General features: G+C 43.4%; 10 protein-coding genes. 7 read left to right on the top strand and 3 right to left on the bottom strand.

The features are described 5' to 3' along the window. Positions 1–1,999: 1,999 nt before the first annotated feature. On the bottom strand, positions 2,000–4,087 hold the full coding sequence (gene malQ / locus LG003_RS19260) for a 4-alpha-glucanotransferase (protein WP_262981408.1): 2,088 nt from the start codon (positions 4,085–4,087) through the stop codon (positions 2,000–2,002). A gap of 9 nt (positions 4,088–4,096) precedes the next feature. Beyond that, a complete protein-coding gene (gene malP / locus LG003_RS19255; RefSeq protein WP_262981407.1) occupies positions 4,097–6,499 on the bottom strand; it encodes a maltodextrin phosphorylase in 2,403 nt (800 codons plus the stop codon). A gap of 475 nt (positions 6,500–6,974) precedes the next feature. Between malP and LG003_RS19250 the strand changes: the two genes are divergently transcribed. Both LG003_RS19250 and malT read left to right on the top strand, forming a co-directional pair. Beyond that, positions 6,975–7,103, top strand: coding sequence for a hypothetical protein (locus tag LG003_RS19250; RefSeq protein WP_255566992.1), 129 nt, complete (start codon positions 6,975–6,977; stop codon positions 7,101–7,103). Next, positions 7,060–9,774, top strand: a complete 2,715-nt coding sequence (gene malT, locus LG003_RS19245) for an HTH-type transcriptional regulator MalT (protein ID WP_112879230.1) — start codon at positions 7,060–7,062, stop codon at positions 9,772–9,774. Before LG003_RS19250 ends, malT begins: the two co-directional genes overlap by 44 nt. Before the next feature lie 8 nt (positions 9,775–9,782). Here the strand turns inward: malT and LG003_RS19240 are convergent, their stop codons facing one another. Further along, complete coding sequence (locus LG003_RS19240; protein ID WP_112879223.1) at positions 9,783–10,976, bottom strand: multidrug effflux MFS transporter; 1,194 nt, start codon at positions 10,974–10,976, stop codon at positions 9,783–9,785. Positions 10,977–11,711: 735 nt separating this feature from the next. On the opposite strand from LG003_RS19240, the gene LG003_RS19235 reads away from it, so the two are divergent. From LG003_RS19235 to LG003_RS19215, 5 genes are read left to right on the top strand one after another with little or no spacing between them, the layout of a single operon-like run. After that, a complete protein-coding gene (locus LG003_RS19235; RefSeq protein ID WP_370446079.1) occupies positions 11,712–12,962 on the top strand; it encodes a class-III pyridoxal-phosphate-dependent aminotransferase in 1,251 nt (416 codons plus the stop codon). Then, positions 12,962–14,023 carry a zinc-dependent alcohol dehydrogenase gene (locus LG003_RS19230; RefSeq protein WP_262981406.1) on the top strand — a complete coding sequence of 354 codons (1,062 nt, stop codon included), beginning with the start codon at positions 12,962–12,964 and terminating at the stop codon, positions 14,021–14,023. The genes LG003_RS19235 and LG003_RS19230 overlap by 1 nt, the downstream gene beginning before the upstream one ends. Before the next feature lie 13 nt (positions 14,024–14,036). Further along, positions 14,037–14,669: an HAD family hydrolase gene (locus LG003_RS19225; protein ID WP_112879220.1), complete on the top strand. Its 633-nt coding sequence runs from the start codon at positions 14,037–14,039 to the stop codon at positions 14,667–14,669. Between the two features lie 59 nt (positions 14,670–14,728). Beyond that, positions 14,729–15,880, top strand: a complete 1,152-nt coding sequence (locus LG003_RS19220; protein ID WP_112879219.1) for an MFS transporter — start codon at positions 14,729–14,731, stop codon at positions 15,878–15,880. 14 nt (positions 15,881–15,894) lie between these two features. Next, complete coding sequence (locus LG003_RS19215; protein ID WP_112879218.1) at positions 15,895–16,476, top strand: DUF1349 domain-containing protein; 582 nt, start codon at positions 15,895–15,897, stop codon at positions 16,474–16,476. Positions 16,477–16,521 lie beyond the last annotated feature (45 nt).

Raw genomic sequence — 16,521 nt, 5'->3', positions numbered from 1 at the left:
CTCCCGGGGATTCGCTCCCTTGCCGTCGCGATGCATCTTGAAATCCATAGGGTATAGCAGGGAATAGGTTGTTTTTAGTCACGCTATACCGTTTAAAAAGCGGGCATTAATGGGATACCCATTTTTTAATCCTTAGCTGATTAATCACCGGTAAAAGGGAAATGTCAGTAAAAAAAGAATAATGTAAAAACATGATAAGCTTGTACAGTGGTTTTCATTCTGATGGGTTGCCTATTTTTAATTGTAAACCTGCTATAACGAATGATTTTTATTGCTTAATTGTGGTAAACCTAATGGCTTTTACATTTTCTTAACCGTATTTAATATCCTTATTTTCATTAAATCATTAAACTGATATTTAGGTTTTCTCGTTTCTTCCTTTTCTGTATTTGATTTTTTAGGTTTAAAACCAGTGAGGGTAGCAGATCAGCTAGCGGTATTAGGATTAACGCTAATTTCTTTAATCATTTTTAATGCGGCTAAACATTTTTGCTTTTTGGGGTTAATTTAAATACCTCTCGGTTTTCTACAATTATAACCTCTGATTTTTTGTAAACTTGTTGCAGTCAGGTAAAATCTTTTATTTAAGAAAATGGGTTTAATGCGGTTAATACTGTTAAATGTTTTGATATGATATATTCTTGTTATTGGGTTAGCATTATCGTTTTGTCACCTTATTTATTTAATTAATTTAAAACCTGTTTTTTCTGATGCTTTCTCCTCTAATGTCAGTATGGTATCGGATTTTTTACCCGTTTTAAAAAAATCCTTAATCACTGCTTTTTACTTTTGATGATTAAAGTTTTTACCTGTTTTTTCGTGGTATGCCTGGCCTCTTTTCCAGCTTTTAAAACCATACTGACAGACAAAAAACGGCTTTTCTTAATACCTGTATTTATCATTGGTGAAAACTAGCGGTGATATACCCGTTATCTTTCAAGTTGCTTCTTTGTTGGTTACACTCGTTCACCCCGGTCACATAGTTAACTATGTGACCGGTTTACTCCCTTGCCGTCGCGATGCATCTTGAAATCTATAGGGTATAGCAGGGAATAGGTTGTTTTTAGTCACGCTATACCGTTTAAAAAGCTGGCATCAATGGGGTACCCATTTTTTAATCTTTAGCTGATTAATCACCGGTAAAAGGGAAATATCAGTAAAAAAATAATAATCTAAAAACATGATAAGCTTGTACAGTGGTTTTCATTCTGATGGGTTGCTTATTTTTAATTGTAAACCTGCTATAACGAATGATTTTTATTGCTTAATTGTGGTAAACCTAATGGCTTTTACATTTTCTTAACCGTATTTAATATCCTTATTTTCATTAAATCATTAAACTGATATTTAGGTTTTCTCGTTTCTCCCTTTTCTGTATTTGATTTTTTAGGTTTAAAACCAGTGAGGGTAGCAGATCAGCTAGCGGTATTAGGATTAACGCTAATTTCTTTAATCATTTTTAATGCGGCTAAACATTTTTGCTTTTTGGGGTTAATTTAAATGCCTCTCGGTTTTCTACAATTATAGCCTCTGATTTTTTGTAAATTTGTTGCAGTCAGGTAAAATCTTTTATTTAAGAAAATATTTAAGAAAATGGGTTTAATGCGGTTAATACTGTTAAATGTTTTGATATGATATATTCTTGTTATTGGGTTAACACTATCATTTTGTCACCTTATTTAATTAATTTAAAACCTATTTTTTCTGATGATTTCTCCTCTAATGTCAGTATGGTATCGGATTTTTTACCCGTTTTAAAAAAATCCTTAATCACTGCTTTTTACTTTTGATGATTAAAGTTTTTACCTGTTTTTTCGTGGTATGCCTAGCCTCTTTTCTAGCTTTTAAAACCATACTGACAGACAAAAAACGGCTTTTCTTAATACCTGTATTTATCATTGGTGAAAACTCAGCAATATGAAGGATGGTTTATGGATTAAAACCATCCTTTAAACTGGACAGGATAATGCCTTCGGAGGGGAAATAGGCATTACGGCATTTAGCCTCTGTCCATTCCCGCTTTTTTACGACATTTATCTACATCTTTCAGCAATTGGTTGACATGATCATCACCAAACAGGGTTTCCAGAGAGGTATTCAATTTACGTCGCCAGTTAGGATATTCCATTACCGTACCTGGAATATTAACCGGTTTATCCATATCCAGCCAATCTTCGGGTTGCAGGCCCAGTAGTGCGCAGGCGCTGTGGGCAATATAACGATGTAGCCCTTGGTTTATTATCGGTGACATGTCTATCTCTTTTGCCATGTGACCGATATGTTCCGGGATACAGCCGTAGCGATGTAAGCCTTCTAATAACCCTTGTTTGCTAGCTTGACGGTCAGTATGTAACCCTTGAAGCAGGTCTTTATCAGGGTATAGTTTGAGTGATTCCCCAAGTGTCAAATCGTTGCTTTGCCAAAATCCACGTAAGGTCGGTAAATCATGGGTGGTGATGGTTGCCATTGCTTGTATCGGGTAATCCTCAGGTGCGCGGTATTCTCCATTGCCATGACGCTCAAAGTAGAGCACTTTATAAGAATAGACACCGCTGTCGCGCAGTTTGCCTACAATCTCTTCCGGTACAATCCCCAAATCTTCACCAATAACCAGACAGCGATGGCGTTGACTCTCTAGTGCCAGAATTGCCATCAGATCATCAACTGGGTAGTGTACATATGCTCCTTTGTCGGCTGTTTCACCGTAGGGAATCCACCAAAGTCTGAGCATCGACATCACGTGATCAATGCGTAGCGCACCGCAATAGGTCATATTAGTGCGCAGCAGCTGAATGAACGGTTGGTAAGCCTGGGCTTGCAAAACATGAGGATTCATTGGTGGTAAGCCCCAGTTTTGACCCAATGGTCCAAGAGCATCTGGTGGTGCTCCCACTGATGCTTTAGTGCAATAGACAACCCGGTTGCACCAGGTTTCCGATCCGCCTTCGGCTACGCCAACGGCCAAATCACGGTAAAGCCCAATCGGCATGCCACTTGTTTGGCTTTGGGTAAAGCAGTCTGCAAGTTGCGTATCAGCCAGCCATTGTAGCCAGAGGAAAAATTCCACTTCCTGCGGGTGAGATTGGCAAAATGTTTGTACGGCTTCACCGTGCGGATCGCGGTACTTTTCCGGCCATACCGGCCAGCCCCAACAGGAGCTATCTTTAGCGTATAACTGGCAGTGCAGAGCGTCATAGGCGGCTTGATAGTAGAGACATTCACCACCCTGAATGACAAATCGGCGGAAAGCGGTTTGTTGGGAATCATGTTCTGGGCGCGTACTGAATTGTTGATGTGCCAGACGTAGTGCTGCTATTTTCAACGCCATCACTGTGGTGTAATCCACCCATTTAGTGCTGCGGGAATACTGTAACGTGCGTTGAGTCTCTGGTGCTTGCCACCAACGCTGTGCCTCTTCACTGAGTTTGAAATCTTCAATCTGATTAACGTCAATGTAAATCACATTAAGCCAGTTGCGTGAAGAGGGGCTATAGGGGCTGGCGCTTTCTGGCATGGCTGGATGCAGTGCATGCAATGGATTCAACCCAATGAAGGCGCCTCCGCGTGCTGCTACCTCTTTCAGCATGTGTTTCAGGTCGCCAAAATCGCCGATTCCCCAGTTGTTTTCTGAACGCAGAGTATAGAGTTGCACACAGGCACCCCAAAGTTTTTCCCTCCTTTGCAGGGCATTTGGTTCATAGCAGCGTTTGGGCGCCACGATAATCTGCATGGACCAGCATTGGTTTCCTTGTGTCAAAGTGAGGTGATGGTAGCCCAGAGCAAGCGTATCAGGTAGCACCAGTTTATGGCAGCAATGCCCCTGAAATTCCTCTCCTTGTTCTGTCTGTATCTGCCATTGGTAGTGCTCTTCATCTTTCAGGGTGATAGTGAAGTGCTCGCCTTGAGTAAAAACTTTTACTGTCGGTAAGGGTGAAACCGACGCGTTGGCCGGTTTGTTTTCACTTATCGCATCCAACAAGTAGTGTCGGGTTTCCGTTGGAATCGCTTGTGGTTTGCCATAAGCATTAATATAGCTGGCGACAATGCCAGCCTCGGTCGCTAAATGATCGAGGCTTTTCTCCTCCATGATTTTTCCTTATCTCTCTGCTTGCCAGATGCGTTGTTGATAATCACGGATTGTCCGGTCAGAGCTGAACATGCCCATCCGGGCGGTATTTAGAATGGCACTACGTGTCCAATGTTGAGTATCGCGGTACAAGGAATCAATCCGTTTATGCGCATCACAATAGGAGGCAAAATCAGCTAGCGCCAGATAAGGATCGCCACCTTCAATCAGACTATGTAGCAGCATATCGAATGCTCGCTTATCGCTATAACTGAACTCGCCGCTAGCCAGTGCCTTGAGTATGTTGTCCAGATGCTGATCTTCCTTGAGTAATTTCAGTGGGTCATAGCCAGCAGCTTTTAAGGCTTTCACTTCTTCTACGGTATGCCCGAAGATGAAGATATGGTCATCTCCTACCTGTTCGGCAATTTCAACGTTCGCCCCATCTAATGTTCCGATGGTCAGTGCGCCATTCAGTGCCAGTTTCATGTTGCCGGTACCGGAAGCTTCTTTGCCGGCTGTGGAGATTTGTTCTGAAACATCAGCAGCCGGTATCATTAGCTCCGCGACAGAAACTTTGTAATCGGGGATAAAAGCGATCTTAATGCGATCACGGACGATTGGATCGTTATTAATTTTCTCCGCTGCCTGATTGATGGCAGAGATAATGTTTTTTGCCAAATAGTAGCCGGGCGCGGCTTTTGCGCCAAACAGGAATACACGTGGCACGATATCCAGTTCCGGGTTTTCCTGAATTTGTTTATAGAGCGATAGGATATGCAACAGGTTCAGATGTTGGCGTTTATATTCATGCAAACGTTTAATTTGCACATCAAAAATGGCGTTTGGATCTAGCTTAAGCCCCATCACTTTATTGACATAATTGGATAGCAGGATCTTGTTGCCTTGTTTGATAGCTCGGTACTCTTCGCGGAAAGCGGCGTCATCTGCATAGGGTTCAAGTGTTTTAAGGGCATCAAGATCGTTAATCCATTCGCGATTAAGTGTACGGTCAAGCAATCCTGACAGTGCCGGGTTACACTGTTTGAGCCAACGACGCGGGGTCACGCCATTTGTCACGTTGAGAAACTTATTCGGCCATAGTTGATGGTATTCAGGGAAAAGATCCTTAACGATGAGCTGTGAGTGCAGCGCTGCTACCCCGTTTACGGCAAAGCCCGCGACGACACAAAGATTCGCCATGCGTATCTGATGGTTATAATGTACAGCCAATTTTTCCCATACGGCTTGCTCGCCGGGCCAAGTTTTGTCCACCAACTTTTTAAACCGGTAGTTAATTTCTTTAATGATGCTGTAATGGCGTGGTAGCAGGTGGCTGACTAGATCCTCGTCCCAACATTCCAAACCTTCTGGCATCAGGGTATGGTTGGTATAGGCGAAAGTATGGCTGGTTATCTCCCAAGCCGTTTCCCAACTCATCTGGTGTTTATCCAGCAGAATGCGCATCATTTCAGGGATGGCAATTGTTGGATGGGTATCGTTAAGTTGGATAACTTCATACTTAGGCAGATTTTCCATTTTGCGGCCCGCTAGCTGATGGCGACGCAAAATATCTGCGACGGAGCAGGCACACTGGAAATATTGTTGCATCAGACGCAGGCGTTTGCCTTCCTGATGATTATCATTCGGATAGAGAACTTTTGTCAGTTTAGCGGCTTCAACACCTTGCTGTTCTGCTGCCAGAAACTGCCCGGCGTTGAATTTGTCGAGATCAAATGGCGTAGCATGGGTTGCTTGCCACAGGCGTAATGGTTGAGTAACACCATTGCGATAACCAATGACCGGTAGATCCCAAGCTTCTCCAACCAAGGTAAATTCAGGTGCCCAAGTTTCGCGTCCATCATCGGTTATGACGACTTCGCCACCAAAATTCACCTCAACATCTAACTGAGTGTTGTGGTGGAACCAGGGATAAGATTCTCGTCCCCAATTGTCTGGTTCTTCAATTTGTTGCCCTTGTTCAAAGGATTGGCGGAACAGGCCGTATTGATAATTCAGACCATAGCCAATTGCCGGCTGACCGACGGTTGCCATAGAGTCAAGAAAACAGGCGGCAAGCCGTCCCAATCCACCGTTACCTAAAGCGGGGTCAGTTTCTTGTTCCAGAAGATCACTCAGAATGATATTTTCTTCTGCCAGGTAAGCCTGAACGTCTTCATACCAACCAAGGTTAAGCAGATTGTTTGCGGTTAAACGGCCAATCAGAAACTCCATAGAGATGTAGTTCACATGGCGTTGTTGGTCGGAATGATTGATGACAGGGCATGTGGGCAACAGCTCTGACAGGGCCGCACTAACGGCTTGCCACCACTGATGCTGGGACATTTCCTGTGCCGAACCGAGGCCAAAGCGCTGCCATTGACGTGTCAGCGCAGCCTGAAACTGGGCTTTATCTAATCTGGACTGTTGCATGGAGTCTTCATCCTGTAGCTGAAAAGGAAAGTTTAAGCACTATGCTGAATGCTCTCAGGATCTAAAGCATCATCCTAGAGAGGTATTAGTCAGGGAGGAGTAGAAGGGCGTAGCCAGTAACCCTCTTTCGCATCATTTTTGCACCTAATTGAGTTCATTTTTTTCCAGTGGATCGATAAGGTAATCTGCTAATTGCTTCCACAACTTGTATGTAGAAAATGGAATTTGTTGTTCAAGAATGTGATAGGGTGCGCAACTTAATACTATAGGGGTCGTAAACATATTTGCAAAAGCAATCTATTTCACTAAATTTGGTTGGGCCGATTAATGGCGTCATTACGGACCGTGAAATAAATCATCTATACCCTATGGATTTCAAGATGCATCGCGACGGCAAGGGAGTGAATCCCTGGGAGCATAGCAAACTATGTGACCGGGGTGAGCGAGTGCAGCCAACAAAGAGGCAACTTGAAAGATGACGGGTATAACTAATATCACTCATGGTTCCGGCGCAGGTTTCACTTATTACTTCTTATTGGGCACGGAAATTACGGAAATTAATGCTTATCCCATCAAAACTGAGTCGTCCCGTTCGTCTGAATAATACGGTCTTGCGTAAGCGTTTGTTAATCAGAATGAATGAGTCGTCTAACTATCGTCTTGTGCTAATAACTAGCCCCGCTGGTTACGGTAAAACCACACTGGTCTCTCAGTGGGCTGCCGGGCAGGATAATTTGGGATGGTATTCTTTGGATGAGAGCGATAATCAGCCGGAACGTTTTGCCAGCTATCTTATCGCGGCGTTGCAACAGGCTACGCAGGGACACTGTGTTAAAAGTGAAGTGTTGGCCCAAAAACATCAATATGCCAATTTACCCGCGCTTTTCGCTCAATTATTTATTGAACTTAGTGAGTGGCGGCGGCCCATTTTCCTGGTGATTGATGATTACCATCTGATTGTAAATAATATTATTCATGAGGCTATGCGGTTTTTCCTGCGTCACCAGCCTGAGAATCTGACGTTAACCATCTTATCGCGTAATTTGCCTTCTCTTGGGGTAGCTAATCTGCGTGTGCGTGAGCAATTGCTGGAAATTGACAGTCAGCAACTGGCTTTTGATTATCAAGAAACGCAGCAATTTTTTGATAAGCGGTTAACCACATCCCTTGACGCCGACGATTGTAAGCGCTTATGCAATGAAGTCGCGGGTTGGGCAACGGCGCTTCAGCTTATCGCGCTTTCAGCGCGGCAGTCGTGTGATGCCGCTGAACTGTCGGCTAAACGCTTGTCGGGCATTAACGCCGGCCATCTTTCCGATTATCTGGTGGATGAGGTACTCAATCAGGTGGATAGTTCAACGCGTGAATTTTTGTTGCGCAGTTCTATCTTACGTTCCATGAATGACGGTTTGATTGTTCGTCTAACCGGTGAAGAGAATGGTCAGCAGCGTCTTGAAGAAACTGAACGTCAGGGGCTGTTTATCCAGCGTATGGATGACTCTGGCGAATGGTTTCGCTTTCATCCGCTTTTTGCTTCATTTCTACGTCAACGCTGTCAATGGGAAATGGCGTTGCAATTGCCGGAGTTGCATCGGGCGGCCGCAGAAGGTTGGTTGGCGCAGGGGTATCCGGGCGAGGCGATTCATCATGCCTTGGCGGCGGGTGATACTGCCATGCTACGCGATATTTTGTTGCAGCATGCTTGGTCGCTGTTTAACCACAGTGAGTTATCTCTGTTGGAAGAGTGTATGAATGCGCTGCCTTATGAGCAGCTATTGGAGAGTCCGCGTCTGGTGCTGCTCCAGGCTTGGCTAGCCCAAAGCCAACATCGTTATTCAGAAGTCAATACACTGTTAAACCAAGCGGAACAGGCACTGCAACAGAAACAAATTGCTATAGAGCCGGATCTGCTAGCTGAATTCGATGCGCTACGGGCTCAGGTGGCTATGAACAGCGGCAAGCCGGAGATGGCCGATAAGTTGGCGAAACAGGCTTTGGCCGCACTGCTTCCTCAGAATGAATACAGTCGTATTGTTGCAACTTCTGTGGAAGGTGAAGTATTACATTGTAGAGGTGAGTTGGCTGATGCATTAGCGCGGATGCAACAAACCGAGCAGCTTGCGCGTCGTTTCCATGTTCATCACTATGCGTTGTGGGCGCTGTTGCAGCAAAGTGAGATTTTATTAGCTCAGGGATATTTGCAGACGGCTTATGAAACGCAGAACAAGGCATTTGAATTGATCCGTGAACAGCATTTGGAGCAGTTGCCAATGCATGAATTTTTGTTGCGTATTCGTTCACAGCTTTTGTGGTGTTGGTCTCGTCTTGATGAAGCCGAAGATGTAGCGCGTCGTGGGCTGGAAGTGTTGTCTAACTTCCAACCTCAACAGCAGTTGCAGTGTCTAACCCAGTTGGCTAAATGCTCTTTGACCAGAGGAGATATTGATAATGCCCGCCGTTATCTGGCGCGTTGTGAAAACCTGCTAAATAATGGGCAGTATCATCGAGATTGGCGTACGAATACTGACAAACTGCGAGTCATCATTTGGCAGAATATGGACGACAAAAATGCCGCTATTCGGTGGTTGGCACAGACTGAGCGACCAGAAAGTGTCAGTAATCATTTTAATCAGGGGCAGTGGCGCAATATTGCTCGTGCTCAGATTCTGCTTGGTTTGTATGATGAGGCTGAGTCCATTTTGGATACACTGAATCAACATGCGAGAGAATTGCAGTTAATCAGCGATCTGAATCGTAATTTACTGTTGTATAACTTGCTTTACTGGCATATCGGACGCAAAAGCGAAGCGCAGAATGCACTCATTGAGGCATTGGCTCTGGCTAACCGTACTGGATTTATTAGCCATTTTGTCATTGAAGGTGAGTTGATGGCCCAACAATTACGTCAGCTTATTCAGCTCAATACCTTGTCTGAACTAGAGTTACATCGGGCGCAGCGCATTTTGCGGGATATCAACCGTCAGCATCGCCATAAATTCGCTCATTTTGATGAAAGTTTTGTCACACAGTTGCTAACACATCCTGATGTTCCTGAGCTTATTCGCAATAGTCCGCTTACACAGCGTGAGTGGCAGGTGTTGGGATTAATTTACTCAGGCTACAGTAATGATCAAATTGCCGCAGAATTGGATGTAGCGACGACAACTATTAAGACACATATACGGAATCTGTATCAGAAGCTAGGGATTGCGAATCGCCAGGAGGCGATTCAGCAAGCACAACAACTGATGCAGATGATGGGGTTAGGTGTGTGATTGATATTTTAGGATTCTAGCGAAACTACCCGTCCTTTCAGGTTACGGCTGAGTATGTGTGCCGACAGGATTAGGGTGGTACCGAGTAGCATGACTAACACGAGTGACTGTTTGAGCGAAAATGGCAGCGCCATAGCAATGAGCGAGAGGGTGGAGCCGACAGCCATCTGGACGAATCCTATCAGTGCAGAAGCGACACCGGCTTCGTCAGAATAAGGCTCTAGTGCATAACTGGTCGCCGGTCCCATAACAAATGCCATACCTGTGCAGGCGAAAGAAACCGGCAACATATAGCTTAGCCAGTGCTGGCTGGCGACAGTTGGCAGATGCATGCCAGAAAACAGAGATAGGCTAGCCAGTGCCATTAGAATTGTCCCTAACAGCAGGCAGCAAGGGCGGCCAAGTCGATGGATAATTTTATTGGCGGTTAGGAAAGCGATCATCGTCCAGAGTCCGTTGCCACCAAAAATCAATGAAAATGCTAGCGGTGAAATATGGCCCTCAGTCATTAGCACGGTTGGCGCAAATGACACATAGGTAACCACTATTCCCATAATGCCAGCGTTAACTAGGGCAAAATGTATAAACTGGGCATTGCTAAGAATTTGAAAATATTGCTTTAGTGGTAACCCGCGAACTGGTTTAGTGTTAGCGGGGCGCGTCTCTGGTAGCCAGTTGGCAATGATAAGTAGTGCAATAACCGAGTAGCAAGTCAAAAACCAGAATGGCGCTCTCCAGTTGAACATTTCGGCCAGAATACCGCCAAGTAATGGCGCGAGAGCAGGAACAATATTTAGCGTACCGTTAATAAATCCATAGGCTTTGGCCGCCTCATCACCGTTTAGGCGATCACGCACACCACTAATGCAGACGACACTGGTACAGCAGACAGCACATCCTTGAATAATTCGCGCTGCAATAAAAATTTCGGGAAAAGTAGAAAGCGCTGCGATCACCGAACCGATGATATATAAGGTGATACCCGTTAGGGCTACTGGCCGACGGCCGAATTTATCTACCAGTGGCCCAGCGATTAACTGACCTAGCCCCATAATTAATAAAAACAAAGAAATCGTTGACTGAATAACTTCATTGTTAACTTTAAAATCCTCGGCAATGGCAGGAACCGTAGGCAAGAATACATCGATACCCAAAGGTCCAAAAAGTGCCAAGCTAAGTAGTAGAAGAATATAATTTTGCATGTGTGTTCTTTTAATATTTCAATAATGGTGGTGGTTTTATTGGTGAATAGGCTCAGTGGAATTCATTCTTTAGCGTTACCAAAGAGCTTGGATACACCAGAGATCCTACTAGCGAGTCATTTCAAGCTAGCGATAGGGATGTTCAAGGATCACGCACAGACTGAACCCTTTACTTTTTTTAAAGTCTGAACTTTATACGAGCTATTCACCGGTGTAAACCAACCAGCTTGTGTGGGTATTTTAAATATTCAAATCTTAAATACAAAAAAATGACATCGCGCTGTAGCATCAGCTTATTTTTCACTCGTCATTTTAATGTCAGTCGGAAGTTTGGCTATTCTTAGTATGAAAAACGCACATTGTTTCTGACAAATCAGAAATGATCGAGAATCTTTTATCACATTTCATCATCTGTCAGAAAATAGCTACGCATTAGGTAAGTGCTCTTATCATCTGCGGAAAAGCCGTGAGATGGAAAATTTTGGTACAGTTTTTGTAGGATTTGAACAGAATTTATTATCATTAATCCTATAAATCAGCAGTTCTGCATGCCATTAACCAATCATTCAAAATAATAATATATTTTATACAAAATACTTTAATTTTTTAAATGTATTTTGGTTTTTTGCAGACTTTTTGTTGATATAAACTAATTTTTAGTAAATATTGCCTTATATATTAAAGGCTGGTTTTATTTGTTTTGGTTATGAATAGTTAATTAAGGTAATTAGAATGATGGAAAATGAAAAACGGTTTGAAGATATGCTTTCTCGCTTTGTTGGAAACGGTCCTTATTTGGAAATTGATGGTAAAAAGTATATCGATGCAGCTTCGGGGACATTTAACCTTCCACTTGGGTACACTAATCGCAGAATAACAGAAAAATTAAAACAGCAGATCGACAGATGTACACATTTAAGTTCAGCTTATACCCATGAAATATCACAATATATTTTGGGTAAATTAGTTAAACATACCCCTGAGGGCATTGATAGAATATGGTTACGTGATGTTTCCGGTTCTGGGGCGGTTGAATGTGCAATTCGTATCGCGCAAAAAGCAACAGGACGTTCAGGAGTTATCTCTTTCTTTCTGGCTCATCATGGTCAGTCTTTAGCCACAGCGCAAATTTCAGGTAATGCTTTTAGAATTAAAGACTTCCATGTCAGCATTGATGGTTCTTTAAAAATTCCAACCCCTGCTAGTGTCATGTCAGAACTTGAATCGAATACAGAACCCAATCAATATTTTGACTTAGAACAATTTATTCAATTAGGTTCAAATGACAATATTGCCTGTCTTATCATTGAACCTATTCAAGGAAATGGCGGAAATAACGTTTTCCCTGTCGATTTTTACCGTAAGATCAGAGATATCTGCCATAAACATGACATTATTATTATCGCAGATGAAGTACAGACCGGATTTGGTCGTACCGGGACATTTTTCGCCTCAACCGGTTACGCTAAAGAATTAGAACCCGATATTATTGTTTTCGCTAAGGGCGCTGGTGGCATAGGTATTCCTACCGGTGGTGTGCTGATGCGGAGTTCATTAGATGTATTAGAGTCATTCGAACATTCCAGTACATCAGGCGCTAACCCTCTTTCATTAACGGCGCTTAATGAAATTATCGATATTATCGAAGACGAACAGGTTCTGGAGAATGTGCAGCATAATGAAGCTTATTTACGTGATGGCTTATTAGCATTACAGCATAAATACCCAGAAATTACTGGTGTTAGAGGCGTCGGTTATATGTTTGGCTTTGATACGCCATCACCAGAGTTTGCGGCACAAGCGATTGCAATAGCGAATTCTCATCACTTGATCATCCGGGGTTCTCGTTATGGTAAAGGTCGTGCACTTAAAGTTCGTCCACCGTTAATTTGTACTCAGGAACATTTAAACGAAATTCTGTATAAGCTTGATCTGACTTTTGCTGATATGACGTTAAATATGCTGGATAACAAGGAGGTAGCGTAATGAAAGCACTTAAATTTAATCGGGTGTGGGATGTTCAAATCCAGGATGTTGAACCGTTACGCTGTGTGGAGCCTGATGATGTTGTCGTTGATATTGCGGTGTGTGGCGTTTGTGGTACGGATGTTGGGATTATCACCGGTTCTTATCCTGTTGCTATTCCGGGAACTACTCTGGGCCATGAAACAACGGGTGTTGTTGCTCAAGTAGGAAAGAGTGTCACTCGCTTTAATGTAGGTGACCGTGTTGTCATCAACCCAACTTATTCTTGTGGGCATTGTCGGATGTGCCAGACAGGAAATCCAAATCATTGCGAGAAAAAATTGGGAACCGAAGCGGGAGTTTCCTATGACGGGGCATTTGCTGAGCAATATCTGGCTAAAGAGAGTTCACTGATAAAACTGGATGATCATGTCAGTATGGAAGAGGCATCACTGACTGAGCCACTCAGTTGCACGCTGACCGGGGTCGATAAACTGGGCATCACCCATACTAATATTCGTGCGGCGGTAGCTGGCGCAGGCCCAATGGGGATGCTCTATATTTGGGCTTTGCATGCCAGAGGCGTTAAGGCTTTCATGGTCGAGAAAAACGAAAGTCGTGTTCAATTTGCCAAAGAAAATCTGCCGCCAGAATGTGAGCTATATACTGATTTTGATGAGGCATTAACGCAACAATATGGCGATAAATCAGCGCCTATCGATCTCTGTGTGGATACGACCGGGCAATTAACCGAATACATTTTTGACCATTTGGCGCCTGGCGGAAAATTGTTGAATGTCGCGCTTAAAGATAAGCATGCCAATCTTGATATCTTGAAAATTGCTGATAAGAGCCTTTCCGTGATTGGTTCCATCGATTCTCTGAATAACAGTTTTGAGCGTGCTTATACCATGATCCGTGATGGCGTTATTCCAGCCGGTCGTCTGGTCAGCCAGGTTTTTGATTTTAATGATTACTTGCAGGCTTTTCTCACTGTTGGTTGTGATATTGCTCGCAAAAGCCAAAAACCACTCTTTACTCCGAACTGTAAAGTGCTTATCCGTATTTCCGATCTAAAATAATGGAATGTTTCACATGGATAGATTTAATGTGATTTTTGATATCGATGGGGTCATTGTTGACAGTGAACAACTGCACTTTGATGTTCTTTGTGATTTGGCTCCTGACTACACACAGCATGTACAACCACAGCAACTTATTGGCCTGAGTTTGGAGGGAACATTAGATTACATCGGGGTTCCAGCTCTGCAACAGAAAGGGATCACTGCGCAAATCGTCTCGGTTTACAAAGATAAGCTGTCTAAAAGTTACCTTCGTCCAGGGATTGCCCGGTTGATAGCGACCTTACAACAGCACCGTATCCCTTTTGGCTTTGTTTCTACTGCGCCGCGGGAAGTGTGTTTGGCGAATATTGGATTGCTGGAGTTGAGTGAAAACCCTGCTTTAATCTCTGGTGACGATGTTGCGAGGACGAAACCTTATCCTGATCCCTATCTTGCTATGTTGAAATTGAAGTCTATGGATGTTCATCAGACATTAGTGATTGAAGATACCGATTTGGGAATTACAGCAGCAACGCAGGCAGGTATTCCCTATGTGTATGCCTGGCCTCATGCTTTATCGATTGCGGAACAATATCAACAGGCAACTCGTATTATCGGGACGCTGACCGATATTCCGCAATTTTCTAAAATTAATTTTGTGTAACTTAATGCTCTCCGTTAGTCATAGCGGAGGGCTTTTTATTGATATAGAAGGAACATGAGTTGTCTGATCAAAATATTATCTCTTTGGTAAAACAACCCATTATGGCGACGCGCGCCGCTTTTTTTATTGCTGGCTTTAGTCTTGCAAGTTGGGCTCCTCTCATTCCTTTAGCTAAAGAACGGCTACAACTTGATAATGGCGCTATGGGGCTTCTAATGTTGGCATTCGGCATTGGTTCTTTCATCATGATGCCAATAGCCGGCATGTTAGCTGCACGCTTCGGTTGCCGGAAAATTTTCACTTTATGTGCTTTGATCGTGTTAGTGATGTTGCCAGGGTTAAGTGTATTACCGACACCGTTGACATTAGCTTGCGTTTTATTTGTCTTTGGTGCAGGTATTGGGGCAATGGATGTTGTGGTCAATATCCACGCCGTTATGGTCGAGAAAATGGCTCAGCGGCCAATTATGTCTGGCTTTCACGCGTTATTTAGTTTGGGCGGGATCGCCGGTGCAGGATCGGTGAGCGCATTATTGTCTCTGGGCATATCACCTCTCCAGGTGATGGTAATGGCGGTATTACTGATTATTTTACTGCTATTGCCGGTATGGAGTGGGTTATTGAACGAAGCTGAAGCTGGTAATACGCCATTCTTTGCTGTGCCTCATGGGATCGTGATTTTATTGGGCTTTCTCTGTTTTGTTGCCTATATCATGGAAGGCGCAATGCTGGACTGGAGCGGTATATTATTAACCAGCGTACATAATATCAGTAGTCATCAGGCTGGTATCGGTTATACCCTGTTTGCTATTGCTATGACATCGGGTCGTTTTATGGGTGATAAAATCATTGCCTTTTATGGACACCGACGGGTTTTTATCAGCAGTGCTTTATTGGCTACTTCTGGATTTATCCTTATTTACTCAGCATCAACTGCAATGATGTTAGGGTTCTCTTTCCTGATGATAGGCGCAGGATTATCCAATATAGCGCCAATGCTTTTTACTGCTTCTGGTCAACAGAAAATTATGCCTGATTCACTGGCTGTTGCTGCGGTTTCTACCATGGGATATTCAGGGATTTTGTTGGGACCTGCAATCATAGGTGGATTAGCGCATATTGTGACATTACACGGCGCTTTTGCTTGTATTGCTTTACTCTCTATTTCCTTATTTGCAGGATATAAATTGATTGATTCGAGCGGAAGATAATAGAGGGAGTTCCTATGGGTTTATCACAATATCATTGGCTTAATGAACCATCTGATTGGCAATGTGGAAGCGACTGGCTTAATGTCACTACAGATCATAAAACTGACTTTTGGCAACGAACATGGTATGGCTTTGAACGTCATAATGGTCATGTTTTTGGGCGTTATGTTGAGGATGATTTCACCTTTCAACTCTGTATTGAAGGCTGTTTTGAACATTTATACGATCAGGCAGGAGTCATGCTATTAGTCGATGAGAAACATTGGCTGAAAGGCGGAATTGAATATTCTGATGGTCATGCCTCGATTGGTAGTGTGCTAACACGTGATCATTCTGATTGGTCTATGGGCGTATTTCCTGGTGATTCTAGTAAATTCTGGTTACGTTTGACTCGTGAAGAGGGATATTTAAGACTGCAATATTCCACTGATGGTTTACGGTGGCCATTGTTGAGGTTGTCTCCTTTTTTTGAAGATAAACAACCTGTCTTTGTTGGTGCAATGTGCTGTTCTCCAGAACGGCATGGATTACAGGTGCGGTTTTCTGATTTCCAATTGACGCCGCCAATAAAAAAACCATTGCATGATTTAAGTTAGCCAGAATGGTTTTCGGAGAATTATCTCTATTTAAAACACCCGGAG

Origin of the sequence: Photorhabdus kleinii, from assembly GCF_025384885.1 — a bacterium.
GTDB classification, from domain to species: Bacteria; Pseudomonadota; Gammaproteobacteria; order Enterobacterales; family Enterobacteriaceae; genus Photorhabdus; species Photorhabdus kayaii.
This window is presented reverse-complemented; position numbering and strand designations above follow the sequence as displayed.

Excerpts from the sequence above, each read along its gene's own strand:
- malQ (WP_262981408.1), bottom strand. The coding sequence starts at position 4,087 with ATGGAGGAGAAAAGCCTCGATCATTTAGCGACCGAGGCTGGCATTGTC.
- malP (WP_262981407.1), bottom strand. The coding sequence starts at position 6,499 with ATGCAACAGTCCAGATTAGATAAAGCCCAGTTTCAGGCTGCGCTGACA.
- LG003_RS19250 (WP_255566992.1), top strand. The coding sequence starts at position 6,975 with ATGACGGGTATAACTAATATCACTCATGGTTCCGGCGCAGGTTTCACT.
- malT (WP_112879230.1), top strand. The coding sequence starts at position 7,060 with ATGCTTATCCCATCAAAACTGAGTCGTCCCGTTCGTCTGAATAATACG.
- LG003_RS19240 (WP_112879223.1), bottom strand. The coding sequence starts at position 10,976 with ATGCAAAATTATATTCTTCTACTACTTAGCTTGGCACTTTTTGGACCT.
- LG003_RS19235 (WP_370446079.1), top strand. The coding sequence starts at position 11,712 with ATGGAAAATGAAAAACGGTTTGAAGATATGCTTTCTCGCTTTGTTGGA.
- LG003_RS19230 (WP_262981406.1), top strand. The coding sequence starts at position 12,962 with ATGAAAGCACTTAAATTTAATCGGGTGTGGGATGTTCAAATCCAGGAT.
- LG003_RS19225 (WP_112879220.1), top strand. The coding sequence starts at position 14,037 with ATGGATAGATTTAATGTGATTTTTGATATCGATGGGGTCATTGTTGAC.
- LG003_RS19215 (WP_112879218.1), top strand. The coding sequence starts at position 15,895 with ATGGGTTTATCACAATATCATTGGCTTAATGAACCATCTGATTGGCAA.